This window comes from Cellulomonas terrae, assembly GCF_007990265.1.
In the GTDB taxonomy this organism is placed as follows: domain Bacteria; phylum Actinomycetota; class Actinomycetes; order Actinomycetales; family Cellulomonadaceae; genus Cellulomonas; species Cellulomonas terrae.
In genome coordinates this window covers 91250-107266 of the sequence record NZ_BJWH01000010.1, presented here as the reverse complement: position 1 = coordinate 107266, position 16017 = coordinate 91250, and the positions used below count along the sequence as shown (strand labels likewise).

Annotated in this window: 16 protein-coding genes; 8 read left to right on the top strand and 8 right to left on the bottom strand. The window is 74.1% G+C overall.

The genetic code is table 11. From position 1 onward, the window contains the following. Positions 1–124: 124 nt before the first annotated feature. A complete protein-coding gene (locus CTE05_RS11145) occupies positions 125–514 on the top strand; it encodes a PLD nuclease N-terminal domain-containing protein (RefSeq protein ID WP_146846192.1) in 390 nt (129 codons plus the stop codon). A gap of 33 nt (positions 515–547) precedes the next feature. Here the strand turns inward: CTE05_RS11145 and CTE05_RS11140 are convergent, their stop codons facing one another. Continuing rightward, complete coding sequence (locus CTE05_RS11140; RefSeq protein ID WP_246123539.1) at positions 548–1549, bottom strand: phosphotransferase family protein; 1002 nt, start codon at positions 1547–1549, stop codon at positions 548–550. 86 nt (positions 1550–1635) lie between these two features. Here CTE05_RS11140 and CTE05_RS11135 point away from each other — a divergent pair, with 86 nt between their 5' ends. The 6 genes from CTE05_RS11135 to CTE05_RS11110 all read left to right on the top strand — a co-directional run bounded on the left by CTE05_RS11135 (position 1636) and on the right by CTE05_RS11110 (position 8902). Next, positions 1636–2826: a cysteine desulfurase family protein gene (locus CTE05_RS11135; protein WP_146846190.1), complete on the top strand. Its 1191-nt coding sequence runs from the start codon at positions 1636–1638 to the stop codon at positions 2824–2826. Next, the gene (gene mnmA, locus CTE05_RS11130; RefSeq protein ID WP_146846189.1) at positions 2826–3938 is read left to right on the top strand and encodes a tRNA 2-thiouridine(34) synthase MnmA; all 1113 of its coding nucleotides are present in this window, start codon (positions 2826–2828) and stop codon (positions 3936–3938) included. Before CTE05_RS11135 ends, mnmA begins: the two co-directional genes overlap by 1 nt. Next, on the top strand, positions 3935–4957 hold the full coding sequence (locus CTE05_RS11125) for a uroporphyrinogen decarboxylase/cobalamine-independent methonine synthase family protein (RefSeq protein ID WP_146846188.1): 1023 nt from the start codon (positions 3935–3937) through the stop codon (positions 4955–4957). Before mnmA ends, CTE05_RS11125 begins: the two co-directional genes overlap by 4 nt. Beyond that, the gene (locus CTE05_RS11120; RefSeq protein WP_146846187.1) at positions 4954–5325 is read left to right on the top strand and encodes a hypothetical protein; all 372 of its coding nucleotides are present in this window, start codon (positions 4954–4956) and stop codon (positions 5323–5325) included. The genes CTE05_RS11125 and CTE05_RS11120 overlap by 4 nt, the downstream gene beginning before the upstream one ends. A gap of 62 nt (positions 5326–5387) precedes the next feature. Next, positions 5388–7601: an NAD-dependent DNA ligase LigA gene (gene ligA / locus CTE05_RS11115; protein WP_186814830.1), complete on the top strand. Its 2214-nt coding sequence runs from the start codon at positions 5388–5390 to the stop codon at positions 7599–7601. Further along, a complete protein-coding gene (locus CTE05_RS11110; RefSeq protein ID WP_146846186.1) occupies positions 7598–8902 on the top strand; it encodes a GNAT family N-acetyltransferase in 1305 nt (434 codons plus the stop codon). The genes ligA and CTE05_RS11110 overlap by 4 nt, the downstream gene beginning before the upstream one ends. Positions 8903–8987: 85 nt before the next feature. Here CTE05_RS11110 and CTE05_RS11105 read toward each other — a convergent pair whose 3' ends face one another. Next, a complete protein-coding gene (locus CTE05_RS11105; RefSeq protein ID WP_146846185.1) occupies positions 8988–9620 on the bottom strand; it encodes a winged helix-turn-helix transcriptional regulator in 633 nt (210 codons plus the stop codon). Between the two features lie 52 nt (positions 9621–9672). On the opposite strand from CTE05_RS11105, the gene CTE05_RS11100 reads away from it, so the two are divergent. Next, positions 9673–10965, top strand: coding sequence for an MFS transporter (locus CTE05_RS11100; protein WP_146846184.1), 1293 nt, complete (start codon positions 9673–9675; stop codon positions 10963–10965). On the opposite strand, the gene CTE05_RS11095 is transcribed toward CTE05_RS11100, so the two are convergent. From CTE05_RS11095 to CTE05_RS11070, 6 genes are all read right to left on the bottom strand, one after another. Next, the gene (locus tag CTE05_RS11095) at positions 10960–11715 is read right to left on the bottom strand and encodes an ABC transporter ATP-binding protein (protein ID WP_146846183.1); all 756 of its coding nucleotides are present in this window, start codon (positions 11713–11715) and stop codon (positions 10960–10962) included. The two genes, CTE05_RS11100 and CTE05_RS11095, sit on opposite strands and share 6 nt — an antisense overlap. Continuing rightward, positions 11693–12682 (bottom strand): ABC transporter substrate-binding protein, encoded by a 990-nt coding sequence (locus CTE05_RS11090; protein WP_146846182.1) that lies wholly within the window; start codon positions 12680–12682, stop codon positions 11693–11695. The genes CTE05_RS11095 and CTE05_RS11090 overlap by 23 nt, the downstream gene beginning before the upstream one ends. Next, positions 12679–13461 carry an ABC transporter permease gene (locus tag CTE05_RS11085; RefSeq protein ID WP_146846181.1) on the bottom strand — a complete coding sequence of 261 codons (783 nt, stop codon included), beginning with the start codon at positions 13459–13461 and terminating at the stop codon, positions 12679–12681. The genes CTE05_RS11090 and CTE05_RS11085 overlap by 4 nt, the downstream gene beginning before the upstream one ends. Before the next feature lie 4 nt (positions 13462–13465). Next, positions 13466–13759, bottom strand: a complete 294-nt coding sequence (locus tag CTE05_RS11080; RefSeq protein ID WP_146846220.1) for a thiamine-binding protein — start codon at positions 13757–13759, stop codon at positions 13466–13468. Positions 13760–14032: 273 nt separating this feature from the next. Further along, the gene (locus CTE05_RS11075; RefSeq protein WP_146846180.1) at positions 14033–14689 is read right to left on the bottom strand and encodes a ThuA domain-containing protein; all 657 of its coding nucleotides are present in this window, start codon (positions 14687–14689) and stop codon (positions 14033–14035) included. Between the two features lie 11 nt (positions 14690–14700). After that, entirely contained in the window at positions 14701–15870 is a 1170-nt protein-coding gene (locus tag CTE05_RS11070; RefSeq protein WP_146846179.1) for an ROK family protein, read from the bottom strand. Between the last annotated feature and the right edge of the window lie 147 nt (positions 15871–16017).

The following is a 16017-nucleotide window of genomic DNA, read 5'->3' as shown; positions in this document are numbered from 1 at the left end:
GCTGGTCCGTCCGGGTGATCGCGTCGGCAGGGCAACCGAACCCCGGACACGTGCAGGCCCGCTCCGCTAGCGTGCCCGTCGGTCCCGGCTGACACCCGCCGGGCAGGGGTGCCCGAGGAGTCCCGTGATCCGCTACCTGCCGTTCCTGATCGAGATCGCCCTGCTGGTCTACTGCCTGATCGACTGCATCCAGACCGACGTCCCGCGGAACCTCTCGAAGACCACCTGGGTGTTCGTCATCATCCTGGTGCCGATCGCGGGCGGGGTCGCGTGGCTCGTCGCCGGCCGTCCTGAGCACCGGCCCCGACGGAACGTCCCGTGGCCGTCGACCCAGACCGCCGGGTTCCCCGAGTACGAGCGGCCGCGCCGGTCGTCCCCGGACGACGACCCGGAGTTCCTGGCCGGCATGCGCTCGTCGGACGACAAGCACGAGAAGATGCTCAAGGACTGGGAGGCGCAGCTGCGCGACCGGGAGCAGAAGCTGCAGTCCGACGAACCTCGCGACCCGGCCTGACGAGCGCGTCGCCCGCCCGTCGGCCGCGCCGCGTCAGGACAGGTCGCGCAGCCAGCGCACCGTCGCGACGCCCTGCGCGGCCTGGAACCGGCGCAGGTTCGGGATGCCGAGCGGTGCCGGCTGACGCGAGCTCCACGCGAAGTAGCCGGACAACCCCGCCAGGCCTGCCCGCAGGTCGTCGTCGTGCACCCCGTCCGACACGGCGTGCTCCCGGAAGAGGGTCGCCGGGTCACCGCCGCCCTGGAGCGCGACGCTGGGCAGCATGAACGCCAGGTCGAGCCAGGGCGCACCGACGCTCGCGTGCGGCCAGTCGATGAGCCAGACCCGGTGCTGGTGGTCGGGGTCGATCATCACGTTGTCGGCGCGCAGGTCACCGTGCACGAGGGAGTCGCCGGCGCACACCCGCAGCGACTCCTGCTCCCAGCGGACCAGCTGCTCGACGTTGTCGAGCGCCCACCGGCCGATGTCGCCCGCCAGGTCCGCGTACCGCACCTGCGCGTCGCGGTCGAGGGCGTGCAGCTTGCGCCAGCCGGTGAAGTCCTCGGCGAGCTGGTCGTCCGTGCGCGGCAGCGAGTGCCCGGGCAGCGGCTCCGCGTCTGCGAGCGCTCCCACGGCGTCGGCGACGGCGCGCAGGTCCTCGGGCCGCCACGGCAGCTCCGGGGAGCGACCGTGCACGACCTCGAACCCGAGGATCACCCAGTCGCCGTCGTCGGAGGTCCAGAGCAGCCGCGGCGCGGGGACCTGCGGCGGCAGCGCGCGGGACACCCGGATCTCGGCGCGGGCGAGGTCAGGGGAGACCGGGTTCTGCTCGCCGGACACGGCCTTCACGAAGACACCGCGCCCGTCGGCGAGCTCGAGCACGGCGGCGAACCCGGGGCTGAACCCGCTGGTGGCGCTGATCTCCGCGGTGACCTGAGCGCCTGCCAGCTCGGCGATCCGGGCCCGCACGTGCCGGGGGAGGTCGCGCCAGTCCAGCCGCTGGCCGCTGAAGGCGAGCGGGAGGGCGATGACGTCGTCGGCACTCACGCGGCACATCCTGCCAGTTCGTGAGCGGCCCTCGGAGGGTGATCCCACGGGGCGCGCGGTCGGGAAGTGTGGAGGTCGTTCGTAGACTGGAGCCGATGAGCGTGTATCTCGACCATGCGGCGACCACGCCCATGCTCCCGGAGGCCGCGCGGGTGCTCGCCGAGCAGCTCGTGCGCACCGGCAACCCCTCGTCCCTGCACGCGTCGGGTCGGGCGGCCCGCCGCGTCGTCGAGGAGGCCCGTGAGCGGCTCGCCGCGGCCCTCGGCGCACGGCCCAGCGAGGTCGTCTGGACCTCGGGCGGCACCGAGGCGGACAACCTCGCGATCAAGGGGATGTTCTGGGCCCGGCGCAACGAGGACAAGCAGCGCAGACGGCTGCTGGTGTCCGCCGTGGAGCACCACGCGGTGCTGGACCCGGCATTCTGGATGGCCGAGCACGCCGGTGCCGAGCTCGTGCTCCTGCCCGTCGACGGCGACGGGGTCGTCGAGGTCGACGCGCTGCGCGAGGAGCTGGAGCGCAGCGGTGACCAGGTGGCGCTCCTCTCGGTGATGTGGGCGAACAACGAGGTCGGCACCCTGCAGCCGCTCGACGACGTGGTCGCGCTCGCGCGCCGGTACGGGGTGCCGGTGCACGCCGACGCGGTGCAGGCCGTCGGGCAGGTGCCTGTCGACTTCGGTGCGTCGGGGCTCGACGCGATGACCGTGAGCGCGCACAAGGTGGGCGGCCCCGGCGGCGCCGGTGCCCTCCTGGCCCGGCGCGGGCTCGACCTGACGCCCGTCCTGCACGGCGGAGGGCAGGAGCGGGGGGTGCGGTCGGGCACCCTCGACGCCGCGCTGCTCGCGTCGTTCGGGCTGGCGGTCGAGGAGTCGGTCGGCGGCCGCGAGGACTTCGCCGTCCGGGTGGGTGCCCTCCGCGACACGCTCGTCACCGGGGTCCAGGACGTGGTCCCCGACGCCGTGCTGCGCGGACCGCGCGACACCTCCCGGCGGCTGCCCGCCAACGCCCACTTCACGTTCCCGGGCTGTGAGGGCGACTCGCTGCTGTACCTCCTCGACTCCGCCGGGATCGAGGCGTCCACCGGGTCCGCCTGCCAGGCGGGCGTGCCCCGGCCCAGCCACGTCCTGCTGGCGATGGGGGTCGACGAGGTCGCCGCACGCGGTGCGCTGCGGTTCAGCCTCGGGCACCCGTCGACCGCCGCCGACGTCGACGCGCTGCTCGCGGCCCTGCCCGGTGTCGTCGACCGGGCGCGCGCCGCCGGGCTCGCGACCGTCGGGACGGTGCGCTGATGCGCGTGCTCGCCGCCCTGTCGGGCGGTGTCGACTCCGCGGTCGCCGCAGCACGTGCGGTCGACGCGGGGCACGACGTCGTCGGCGTGCACATGGCCCTGTCCCGCACGCGCGACCAGTTCCGCACCGGCTCGCGCGGGTGCTGCTCGATCGAGGACGCCGGAGACGCCCGCCGCGCCGCCGACGTGCTGGGCATCCCGTACTACGTGTGGGACCTGTCCGAGCGGTTCGAGGAGACGGTCGTCGCGGACTTCGTCGCCGAGTACGAGGCCGGCCGCACCCCGAACCCGTGCGTCCGCTGCAACGAGCACATCAAGTTCGCCACGCTGCTGGACAAGGCCGTCGCCCTCGGGTTCGACGCGGTCTGCACCGGCCACTACGCCCGCATCGAGACCCGTCCCGACGGCACCCGGGAGCTGCACCGCGCCCGGGACCTGGCCAAGGACCAGTCCTACGTGCTCGCCGTCATGGGCCCCGAGCGCCTGGCGCGGTCGATGTTCCCGCTCGGCGACGTCGCCACCAAGGAGGAGACCCGCGCCGAGGCGGCCGCCCGCGGGCTGTCCGTGTCCGCCAAGCCGGACTCCTACGACATCTGCTTCGTCGCCGACGGGGACACCCAGGGCTTCCTGCGCTCGCGGCTCGGGTCCCAGCCCGGCGAGATCGTCGACGGCTCCGGCGTCGTGCTCGGGCAGCACGACGGGGCGTACGCGTTCACCGTGGGGCAGCGCAAGGGCCTCTCGATCGGTCGCCCCGCCGCCGACGGCAAGCCTCGGTACGTGCTGTCGGTCGAGCCGGTCGACAACCGGGTGGTCGTCGGGTCCGCCGACGAGCTGGCCGTGCAGGCCGTGCAGGCCGACCGTGCGGTCTGGTTCGCCGAGGCGGACGGTTCGTTCCCCTGTGCGCTGCAGGTGCGCGCGCACGGCGACGCGGTGCCGGCGCACGCCACCGTCCAGGACGGGGTCGTCGAGATCGCGCTGGACCAGGCCGGTGCCCTGCGCGGGGTCGCGCCCGGGCAGTCGGCCGTGCTCTACGACGGCACGCGCGTGCTGGGCCAGGCCACCGTGACCGCCGCGCTCCGCTCATCGGGCGCCACCTCTGGTCTCGTCAGGTGAGCGGCGGTCGACCGGGCGTCACCGGCACCGGGCCGTGGCCCGGCCTGGACGTGCTCGAGGCGCAGACCGTCGTCGTCGGCGACCTCGTCGACACCCCCTCCGAGGTGGCCGGCCTCCCGTTCACGGTGACGCTCGCCGAGCGCGGCCCGTGGGCCGACCGGGTCGGCCGCGCCGCGGCCCTGCTCGCGGAGCTGCCCACCGAGCTGGGCCCGCACGGCTGGAAGCTCGCCGACCGGCCCAGCCGTGACCTCGCCCGCGCGCAGGCGTACGTGCGGGAGGACGTCGACGCGCTCGCCGTCGCCGGGCACGGCTGGACCGGACCGCTCGTCGTGCCCGTGCTCGGCCCGATGACCCTGGCGGCCTCCCTCTACCTCTCCCGCGGCGACCGGGTGGTCTCCGACGCCGGCGCCGTCCGCGAGCTCGCCGCGTCGCTGGCCGCCGGGCTCGCCGAGCACCTCGCCGCGGTCCGCCGCTCCGTCCCCGGTGCCGAGCCCACGGTGCTGCTGCACGAGCCCCTGCTCGCGCAGGTCATGGCGGGCGTGCTCCCGTCGTTCTCGGGCTACTCCGCGCTGCGGTCCGTCCCCGGTCCCGTGGCGGCCGAGCGCATCGGCGAGGTGGCTCGCGGTGCGGACGGTGCCCGCGTGATCGTGCACGGCGGCACCGCGTGGACCTCGCTCGGCGCGATCCGCGCGGCGCAGGTGGACGGGTTCGCGCTCGCGGTGCCCTCGCTCGACGAGCGCAGCTGGGAGAAGGTCGCCGAGGTGATCGAGGGCGGGCTCGCGTTCTGGCCCGAGCTCGCGCCACAGGCGTCCTCGCAGTGCGCCGGGCCCGACGTGGCCGGCCAGGCCGATTCACTCACCCGGCCGTGGCGGTCCGTGGGGCTGCCGATGGCGGGGCTGCGCGACGTCGTGCTCCTCGCCGGCGACATCACCGGGACGGGCAGCCCGGACGACGCCCGCGCCGTGCTGGCCGGGCTGGTCCGCGCCGCGCGGGTCGTGGCCGAACGAGCGGAGGCATGACGGTGGCTGCACAGCCGAGCGTGAGGCGCGCCCTGGCGCTGCTGATCGGGTCCGGGGCGGCGATCGTCGGGATGGTGCTGCTCGTCGTCTGCTACACCGGCATCGGCGTGACCACGCTGACCGCCACGAACGACGACCCCGACCCGTGCGTCGAGGCCTACGCCGCCGGCACCGACGACGCGACCGTGCGCTACGCCCTCGTCCCGCCGCAGGCCATCTGCACGTGGGACGTCGACGGCGAGCCGACCGAGGTCGTCGTGGCCGCCGCGTCCGTCCCGCTGTTCGCCACCGGTGCGGCGCTCGCCGTCGGCGGGGTGCTGGTGTGCGGGACCCTGCTGATCACGGGACGTCGGCGCCGGCAGGTCTAGCGGCAACGCCCCCCGACGCGTGGTGCGGGCGCCGTGTCGGTCCTGCGCGACATGATGGGGCCGTGAGCAACGAGATCGACGACCCTGCCGCTGCCCGGGAGATCCCCGCCGACGCCCGGCACCGCTGGGCCGAGCTGGCCGCGCTGATCGAGGCGGACCAGTTCGCGTACTACATCCGCGACGCGCCCGTCTCCTCGGACAAGGAGTACGACGAGCGGCTGCGGGAGCTGCAGGCGCTGGAGGACGAGCACCCGGGGCTGCGGACGCCCGACTCGCCGACGCAGCGGGTGGGCGGCACGTTCTCGACGGAGTTCGCGTCGGTCCAGCACGTCGAGCGGATGCTCTCGCTCGACAACGCGTTCTCCGACGAGGACATCACCACCTGGGCGGGACGGCTGCACCGGGACCTGGAGTCGTCCGCGGCGATCCACTACCTGTGCGAGCTGAAGATCGACGGGCTGGCCATCGCGCTGCTGTACGAGAAGGGGCGGCTGGTCCGGGCGGCGACGCGCGGCGACGGGCGCACCGGCGAGGACGTGACCCTCAACGTCCGCACCATCTCGACGATCCCGGACGTGCTCGCGGGAGACCCGGCCACGCACCCGGAGCGCATCGAGATCCGGGGCGAGGTGTTCCTGCCGGTCGCAGCGTTCGCCGAGCTCAACGCGTCGCAGGTGGAGGCGGGCAAGAGCCCGTTCGCCAACCCGCGCAACGCGGCCGCCGGCTCGCTGCGGCAGAAGGACCCGCGGGTCACGGCGTCGCGGGACCTGCGGATGTACGCGCACGGCATCGGCGCGCTGGTCTGGGGCGCCGGGCAGGGCACGGGCATCGAGCGGCAGTCGCAGGTCTACGACCTGCTGGCCGGCTGGGGCATCCCGGTCTCGGGGCACACGCGCGTCGTCGAAGGGCTCGACGGGGTGCGGGAGATGATCGCGTACTACGGCGAGCACCGGCACGACGTGGAGCACGAGATCGACGGCATCGTCATGAAGGTCGACGAGATCGCCTTGCAGCGCCGGCTCGGGTCCACGAGCCGGGCACCCCGCTGGGCGATCGCGTACAAGTACCCGCCCGAGGAGGTGAACACCAAGCTCCTCGACATCCGCGTGAACGTCGGGCGCACCGGGCGCGTGACGCCGTACGGCGTGATGGAGCCCGTGTTCGTGTCGGGGTCGACCGTCGAGATGGCGACGCTGCACAACGCGAGCGAGGTGGCGCGCAAGGGCGTGCTCATCGGGGACACGGTGGTGCTGCGCAAGGCGGGTGACGTGATCCCGGAGATCGTCGGTCCGGTGGTCGACCTGCGCGACGGCACGGAGCGTGCGTTCGTCATGCCCACGGAGTGCCCGTCGTGCGGCACCCCGCTGGCGCCCGCGAAGGAGGGCGACGTCGACATCCGCTGCCCCAACCAGCGGTCGTGCCCGTCGCAGCTGCGCGAGCGGCTGTTCCACGTCGCGTCGCGCGGCGCGTTCGACATCGAGGCGCTCGGCTGGGAGGCGGCGAGCGCGCTCCTGACCGCCGGGGTGGTCACGGACGAGGGCGACCTGTTCGCGCTCGACGCCGACGCGCTGCGCAAGGTGCCGCTGTTCACGCTGTCGGCCCGCTCCAAGGTGGCCGGGGCGGTGCGCGAGGCGGGGGACCTGAACGCGACCGGTGCGGCACTGCTGGGCAACCTGGAGAAGGCGAAGCAGGCCGCGCTGTGGCGGGTGATCGTGGCGCTGTCCATCCGGCACGTCGGCCCGACCGCTGCGCGGGCGCTCGCCCAGCACTTCGCGTCGATCCCGGCGATCGCGACCGCGACGGAGGAGGAGATCGGGGCAGCCGAAGGTGTCGGTCCGACGATCGCCTCGGCGGTGGTGGCCTGGTTCCAGCAGCCGGGCGAGGACGACAAGTGGCATGCGGCCATCGTCGAGAAGTGGGCCGCGGCGGGTGTGCGGATGCAGGAGGAGCGGGACGAGTCCGCGCCGCGCACCCTCGAAGGGCTGACCGTGGTCGTCACCGGCGGGCTGGAGCGGTTCAGCCGGGACGGCGCGAAGGAGGCGATCCTGGCGCGCGGCGGCAAGTCGGCCGGGTCCGTCTCCAAGAAGACGGACTATGTGGTGGTCGGCGAGAACGCGGGCTCGAAGGAGACCAAGGCCCGCGAGCTCGGGCTCCGGATCCTGGACGAGGCCGGGTTCGAGCGGCTGCTGGCGGAGGGGCCGGCAGGCGTGGGGGACGCTCCGGCCGACGACGGGCCGACGGACGCTGCCGACGACGCACCGGGTGCCTCGGCGTGACCGGTGCGGTGGTCCGCGTGGCGGTCGGGTCGCAGGTGGCCGACGCCGGAGCCCTGACCGCCGAGGCGTACCTGGCTGACCGGCTCGTCGGAGCCGAGGAGTCCTACGCCGACGAGCTGCGCGACGCCGAGCGGCGGTCGCGGGAGGCGACGCTGCTGGTCGCGCTGGTCCCGCCGGGCGAGGGCGACGGCGCGAACGACCGCGACGACGACGACCTGGTGGTCGTCGGCACCGTCACGCTCGCGCCCTACGGCACGTCGTACGCCGAGGTCGCGGAGCCGGGGGAGCTCGAGATCCGGATGCTCGCGGTCGCGCCCGAGGCGCGGCGTCGAGGCATCGCCGAGCTCCTGATGGCGGCGGCGCTGCGCGAGGCGGTGGCGCGCGGTGCGACACGGGTGGTGCTGTCGACGCTCGACTCGATGGAGGCCGCCCAGCGCCTGTACAAGCGGCTCGGCTTCGTCGCGGTGCCCGAGCGCGACTGGGGCCACGTCGAGGTGCACCTGCGTGTGCACACCTGGACCCCGCCGGACGCGCCAGGGGCGCTGGTCGAGCTCGCGACGTGGCCACCGGCGCGCGTGGTCGACGTGGACGGCTGGCGGGTCGGCCTGTCCGGTGGGCTGACCCGCCGCGCCAACAGCGTCCTGCCGCTCGGCACGCCGCCCGACGTCACAGCAACGCTCGACCGGGTCGAGGAGCTCTACGCGGAGCACGGGCAGCCGTCGATCGTGCGCGTGTGCCGCGCGTCGCCGCGCGGCCTGGACGGCCTGCTCGCGCTGCGCGACTACGCGGTGATGTCCCGGACCGACGTGCTGGTGCGGGAGCTCGACGGGATCGAGCCTCGGCACGGCAGCGTCCGCACGGGCGCCGGGCCGGTGCGCGTGTCCGTCGCCGACCGCCCCGACGACGCGTGGCTCGCGGTGTGGTCCGGCTCGAAGGCCAGGCTGCACGCCACGGGAGCCGCGTCGCAGGCCGACGAGGAGAGCCTGCGGATGGCCCGTGCCGTGCTCGGAGGAGCGCCCGCCGTCTACCTCGGGGCGTCGGACGCCACGGGCCTGGTCGGCGTCATCCGCGCCGCGTTCGCGGAGGACTGGGTGGCGGTGTCGTGCCTCGTGGTCACCCACGCTGCTCGCCGCCACGGGCTCGGCCGGTTCCTCACCGAGCGCGCGCTCGACGAAGGGATCCGGCGAGGAGCCCGTCGCGCGTTCCTGCAGGTCGAGGCGGACAACACGGCAGCCGGAGCGCTGTACACGGCGCTCGGGTTCCAGCCTGCGGAGCGGTACGTCTACCGAGAGCGCCGCTAGACCGGCGGGCAGCACGCCGCGGAGCGTCCCTCCACCGGGAACGGCGCCGGACCGGCGAGCGGGAGGTCGTCCGCGAGCGCCGCGGTCACGCCGGTGCGAAGTAGGTGGCGAAGCGGGCGGCGGCGTCCTCGTCGCCGTCGACGGTCGCCTCGCCCGACGCGACGGCGTCGGTGAGCGTGCGGTCCCCGGACACGACCGCGTCCAGGGTGCGCGCAGTGGTCGAGATGACGGCGGCCGGGCGCTCGGCAGGTCCGCGCGAGACGTCGATGGTGCCGTCGTGCAGCCGGACCGCGAACCGGTAGGCGCCCAGCCGCAGCTCGTAGGTCGCGGGCGGGTCGGTACGGGTGAGCTGCGCCGCGAGCGACAGGATCACCGAGTCCACGCCGAGGTGGGCGTCGCGGGGCAGCGTGGGGGAGCGCACGCCCCAGGCGCCGAGGGCCAGGACGACGGGCTCGAGCTCGGCGCCGCGGGCGGTCAGCGCGTAGACGGCCGCTGCTGCGGGTGGCGGGAGCGTGGTCCGCTCGACGATCCCTTCGGCCTCGAGCTCGCGCAGGCGTTGGCTCAGGATGTTCGCGCTGACCCCCGGCAGGCCCGCGCGCAGGTCGGTGAACCGCTTGGGCCCGAGGAGCAGCTCCCGGACGACGAGCAGCGCCCACCGTTCCCCGACCAGGTCGAGCGCGTGGGCGATCCCGCAGCCGTCGTCGTACGAACGCGTCATGGATCCATACTAGACGGTTGTTATTCCTAACTAGTCAGTCCTACTGTGCAACATGCATCGGACGCGGACCCTGGGAGTTCTCGGCACGGCGTTCTTCGTCGTCGTCCTCGACAGCACGATCGTCTACGTGGCGCTGCCGTCGATCGCGGACGAGCTCGCGTTCGCGCCCGGGGACGTGCAGTGGGTGCTCAGCGCCTACCTCGTGACGTTCGGCGGGCTCCTGCTGTTCGGGGGGCGGGTCGCGGACCTGCTCGGCCGCCGCCGGGTGTTCCTGCTCGGCATCGCGATCTTCACGGCGGCGTCGGTGGTGTGCGGGTCGGCGGTCGAGCCGTCCGTCCTCGTCGGCGCACGCGTCCTGCAGGGGGCCGGCGCGGCGATCATGGCCCCGACCGCGCTGTCGCTGGTGCTCGCGACGTTCGAGCCCGGTCCCGAGCGCAACCGGGCGCTCGGGATCTGGGGCGGGATCGGCGGGGTCGGGGGGACGGCGGGGCTGCTGCTGGGCGGGCCGATCACCCAGCTGTGGGGCTGGCAGTGGATCTTCCTGGTCAACCTGCCCGTCGGCGCCCTGCTGCTGGCAGCGTCGCGGAGCCTGCTCCCGAAGGACACCGGGAGGCCGGACGGCCCGCGCTCGTTCGACCTGGCGGGCGCGCTGACCGTGACGGCGTCCCTCGTGCTCCTCGTCCTGGCGATCACGGAGGCGTCCTGGGCGGCACTGGTGGTCGCGGGCCTCCTGATGGCGGCCTTCGTCCTGGTCGAGCGTCGAGCCGTCGCGCCGCTCGTCCCGTGGCGGGTGGTGCGGTCACGGCGGCTCGTCGCCGGGAACGTCCTGCTGCTGGTGGCCGGGATGTGCGTGGACGGGGTCCTGCTGGTGCTGGCGCTCGGCGCGGACGAGTCGCGCACCTCCCCCGTGCAGTTCGGGCTGACGACCGCCGCCCTGACCGGCGCCTCGGTGCTCGGGTCCTTCGCCGGGCAGGCGGTGGTCACCCGGGTCGGGGTGCGGGCCGTGGCGGTGGCCGGGACGGTCCTGCTCGCGGTCGGCTGCGTCGCGCTCACGACGCCGGCGCCCGTCGTCGGCCTGGTCGTGTTCGGCGCGGGCCTCGGCGCCGCCTTCGTGAGCGCGCAGATCGCCGCCGTCTCGGGGGTGGCGGTCGCCGACGCGGGACTGGCGGCCGGGTTCGCGGACACGTCGTTCGCGATCGGTGGTGCGCTCGGCGTGGCCGTGCTCTCGACGGTCGGCGACACCCGCACCGCGCTCTTCGTGGGGGCGGGTGTCGCCGCTCTCGGCCTCGTCGTGGGCACGGCTCTGCGCGCCGAGCGGCCGACCGTCAACGCGGGGACGTCATGATGTGCCCTCCGGGTCGAGCGCCTCCAGCAGCGAGCGGCGCGCCCCGTCCGTCCCGTCCCGCGGCACTCTGAGGTCGAGGACCACGCGACCGGGCCGGTCCGAGAGCACCACCACGCGGTCCGCGAGCAGCAGCGCCTCGTCGACGTCGTGCGTGACCAGCACCACCGCGCGCCCGTGACCGGCGAGGTCGACACCTGCCAGCCACGCGTTCATGCGGCGTCGGGTGATCGCGTCGAGCGCGCCGAACGGCTCGTCGAGCAGCAGCACCGGGCGCCCGGGCAGGCAGGTCCGGAGCAGGGCGAGGCGCTGGCGCATGCCGCCGGACAGCTCGTGCGTCCAGGCCCGCTCGAAGCCCGTCAACCCGAACTCGTCGAACAGCTCGCGCGCCCGGGCGTCGGCGGTCGCCCGGTCCTGGCCGGCGATGCGGGCGCCGACCAGGGCGTTCGGCAGCGCCCGGCGCCACGGGAGCAGCCCGTCCCGCTGCGGCATCCAGGCCGTGGCCGGGCCGACCGTCGTCCGGCCGCTCACGCGAGCGCCCGCCGGCGTCAGTCCCGCCAGGACGCGCAGGAGCGTGGACTTGCCGCAGCCGGACGGGCCCACGACCGCCACGAACTCACCGACGCGTACCTGCAGGTCGACGTCCTGGAGGGCGACCACCTCCCGCGCGCCCGGGAACGTCACCGTCAGTCCGGCGACCTCGAGCGCCGGGGTCGAGGTCGGCGGCGCCTCAGTCGACAGGGAGGAAGTCATCGGTCCATGCCGCATCCGTGTCGAAGTCCGCCCCGGCGAGGTCGTTGTCCTGCAGGAAGCCGACGAAGTCGTCCCACACCGTCGCCTCCTGGACGCCCCAGTGCTCGGGGTCGTCGGTGTAGCGGGGCGCGAGCCACTGCGCGCTGAGGGCGAGCAGCTCCTCGTCGATCTCGGGGGCGGCCTCGTGGATCGCGTCGGCGGCGGCCTGCGGCTCGGCGATGGCGTCCTCGTACCCGTGGGTGAGCGCGGCGAGGAACTCGCGGACCAGCTCGGGGTCGTCGTCGAGGTGCTGCTGGGAGGTCGCGACGAGCGGCGTGTACCAGTCGGGGATGCAGTCGGTGTGCTCGAGGAACGGGATCGTCGACACGTCCAGCCCGTCGATCTGGCCGAGCCGGATGGTGTCCCACGCGTCGAAGACCCACGCGGTGTCGAACTGGTGCTCCGTCAGGCCGATCCGGAAGTCGTCGCTCGACAGCGGGGTGAGCTCGACGGCGTCCGGGTCGCCGCCGTCGCACTCGACGAGCGTGCGGATGAGAGCCTCCTCGAGCTCCGAGCCGTACGAGCCGTAGGAGTGGCCCGCCAGGTCCCGGGGCCGGGTGATGCCGGACTCGGTCAGGGAGATCAGGCTGGAGGTGTTGTGCTGGATGACGGTCGCCACCGAGACGACCTCGGCGCCCTGCTCCCGTGCGGGCACGAGGCCCTCGGCCACGGAGAACGCGAAGTCGGCCTTGCCCGCGGCGAGCAGCTGCAGGCCGGACGTGTCGCCGGGCTCGACGATCGTCAGGTCGATCCCCGCGTCGGCGAAGTAGCCGCGCGCCTGCGCGAGGTAGAGACCGGAGTGGTTGGTGTTCGGCGTCCAGTCGAGGATGACGGACACGGGTCGGAGCGCCGGTTGGTCGGCGGCGACGGCCGTGCAGGCGGTGAGCAGCGAGAGGCTGGCGGCAGCAGCGACGAGACGTGTTCTCATGCGGGGGTCCTTCCAGGACGAGGGGTGGACGACGGCCGCTGCCACGGGGTGGCGAGGCGGGCGAGACCGTCGACGAGCAGGAACAGCAGGCCGGTGAGACCGGCCACGAGGGCGACGGCGACGAGGATCTGGTCGACCTCGTAGCCCTTGCGCGAGCGTTGGACGAACACGCCCAGGCCGCTCTGGCCGGCGAGGTACTCGGCGACGACGGCCGCGCCGATCGCGTACGTCGCGGCGACCCGCAGGCCACCGAGCGCACCGGGCACCGACGCGGGCAGCTGCACGAGCCAGAACTGGTGCCGGCGCGTGCCGCCGAGCCCGGCGACCATCTCGGCGTGCTCCGCGTCGACGGCGGCCATGGCGGTCACCGAGGCGACGAGCACCGGGAAGAACGCCGTGAGCGCGACGAGCACCACCTTCGGGAGCAGCCCGAACCCCGCCCAGAGGATGAGCAGCGGGGCGAGCACGACGGTCGGCACGGTCTGCGTCAGCGTGACCAGGGGGTAGACGGTGTCCGAGACCAGCGGGAACGCGGCGATGAGCACCGCGAGCAGCAGCCCGACGACGGCCCCGACGAGCAGGCCGAGGCCGGCTTCCGTCAGGGTGGTGGCGACGTCGTCGCCGAGCAGCGGTGCGACCTCGACCGCGGTGCGGGCGACCTGCGACGGCGGCGGCAGGACGAATGCCGGGAGGTCCGACAGGCGCACCCCGACCTCCCAGCCGACGAGCAGCACGAGCCCGGCCACCGCCGGTGCGACGACACGACGCCAGCGGTGCACGGCCTCAGGCCCGGAACTTGCCCACGAGGTCCGCGATCGTCGGTCCGGCGTCGTCCTTGCCCTGCCCGACCTTGATCACGCTGGAGACCGCCGACGCGCCCGCCAGCACGGTCGCCTCGTGCACGGCGCGCAGCAGCGGCCAGATCTGGTCGGGCGTGCCCTGGATGGTGGTGCCCATGGCGCCGACCTCGTAGACGAGGCCGGACTGCTGGATGACCGCGATGGCGGCGTCGACGTAGGCGTAGCGGTCGTCGTCGGTCCCGCTCGGGCGGGGGGAGACCTGGATCTGTGCGAGCACGGTGTTCCTCCGGGTGGTCGGACCGGGCACACGCAGCACAGGTCCACCCTCCGGGGACGACGACGGCGGGGGCCCGGCGACGGGCACGACCGCCCACGCCGCGCTCGGTGGCGCATCCCTCCGCTGGCATTACCCAGTTCAGGTTCTCGGGTCGACCTGCGCTGACACCGTCTGGTGTCCTGGCACGTCCTCTCAGCCCGACTGTCTCGAGCTCCCCGGCGTTGGCGCGACGAACCTACCCGACCGGCGGACCGGTTCTCACCGTGCGATCACTCAGCGGGACGCCCAGAGCAGCCCGCGCTCGATGATCGTCCGCACCGCGGGCACCTCGAGGTCGGCCAGCAGGTGCCCGGGTGCGCAGACGAACACGCGGCCGGCGCCCCAGCGGCGCGTCCAGACGGCGGGAGAGGTGACGGGCCGGTGCCACGGGTCGTCGGGGCCCGGTGTGATGGTGGTCGTCGCCAGCACGTCGTTGAGCGGGTCGGTCAGCAGCCAGTACTGCTCGGACCGCAGCGTGAAGTCGTGCACCCCCTCGACGATCGGGTGGTCCCCGGTGATCTCGATGGTGTGCTCGACCAGGGGGCCGCCGGGGTGGGCGGCGAACTGCGCGCCGACGAGCTGGAGGTAGTCGGTGGCGACCCGGAACGAGTCGACGATCCCGCCGTGCCAACCGGCGAACCCGGTGCCGGCGGCGACGGCGGTGCGCAGGCCGCGCAGCTCGTCGGCCAGGATGTCGCCCATGGTCCAGCACTGGACCACCAGGTCGGTGGCTGCCATGAGCTCGGCGTCCGCGTAGGCCTCGAGCGAGCCCTCGACGACGACGTCGAAGTCGTGCTCGCGCAGGAACGGCACGAACAGGTCGACGGCTTCCTCGGGGGCGTGCCCGTCCCACCCGCCGCGGACGACGAGGGCTCGACGTTGCTCGGTCACGACGGGGTCTCCTAGCTGATCAGGGCGTCGATCGCAGCGGCGGACAGGACGTGGTCGGAGGCCATCGCGCTCGCTCCGAGCACGCCGGCGCGTCCCTTGGTGCGGGACGCGACGATGCGCAGGTGCTGCGTGGCCAGCGGGAGGGACCGGCGGTAGACGACCTCGCGGATGCCGGCGAGCAGGTGCTCCCCGGCCTCGGCCACGACGCCGCCGATGACGATGACGGACGGGTTCAGCATGCTCACGCAGGCGGCGAGGACCTCGCCGATGTGCCGGCCGGCCGCCCGGACCTCGCGGCTGGCGTCGAGGTCCCCGGCCCGCACGAGCGCGACGACGTCGGCGCTGGTGGCGGCGTTCGCCAGGGCGTTCGCGATGGCCGGCCCGCTGGCGACCGCCTCGAGGCAGCCGGTGTTGCCGCAGCGGCACGGCAGGTCGAGCCCGCCCGGCACCGCGATGTGCCCGAGGTCGCCGGCGGCACCCTGGGCGCCCCGGCGGATCTGGCCGTCGGAGATGATCCCGGCGCCGATGCCGGTGGCGACCTTGACGAACAGGAGGTGGTCCACCTCGGGCCACTCGGAGGTGTGCTCGCCCAGGGCCATCACGTTGACGTCGTTGTCCACGAGCACGGGGACGCGCAGCTTGCGGGCGAGGAGCCCGGGCACGTCGGCGTCGTCCCAGCCCGGCATGATCGGCGGGTTGATGGGGCGTCCGGTCGAGTGCTCGACGGGGCCGGGCAGGCCCACCCCGACGCTGACCAGGTCGCTGACGGGGCGGCCGGCGGTGCTGAGCAGGTCGAGGCCGAGCTCGACGACGCGGTCGAGCACGGGGCCGGGGCCCTCGGCGATGGCGATGGGCTCGTGGTGCTCGGCCAGGACGGTGCCCACGAGGTCGGTCAGCGCGAGGCGCGAGTGGGTGGCGCCGAGGTCGACGGCCAGCACGACGCGGGCGGCGGGGTTGAACGCGAAGGTGGCGGGCGGTCGGCCGCCGGTCGAGCTGGCCTCGCCCGCGGGCGCGACGAATCCCGACGACAGGAGGAGATCCACCCGGGCGGCGATCGTGGAACGCGCTTGCCCGGTGAGCGTGGCCAGGTCGGACCGGGTCCGGGGCTGGCGGTCACGGAGGAGCTGGAACATGTCCCCGGCGCCCGTCGGCCGAGGAGCGAACTTCAGTAGCTCGTCCATGCGCACAGTGAACCATTCCGCCTTCTGTAGGTCACGTTCGTGTAACTGTGCCACACGAGTGGCGACTTTTGCTTGACCGGCGACAGAAGTGGTCCTACGTTCCTGGTCATGGTCAATGCGGACCGAACAGAAGACCCGCCGCTGCTG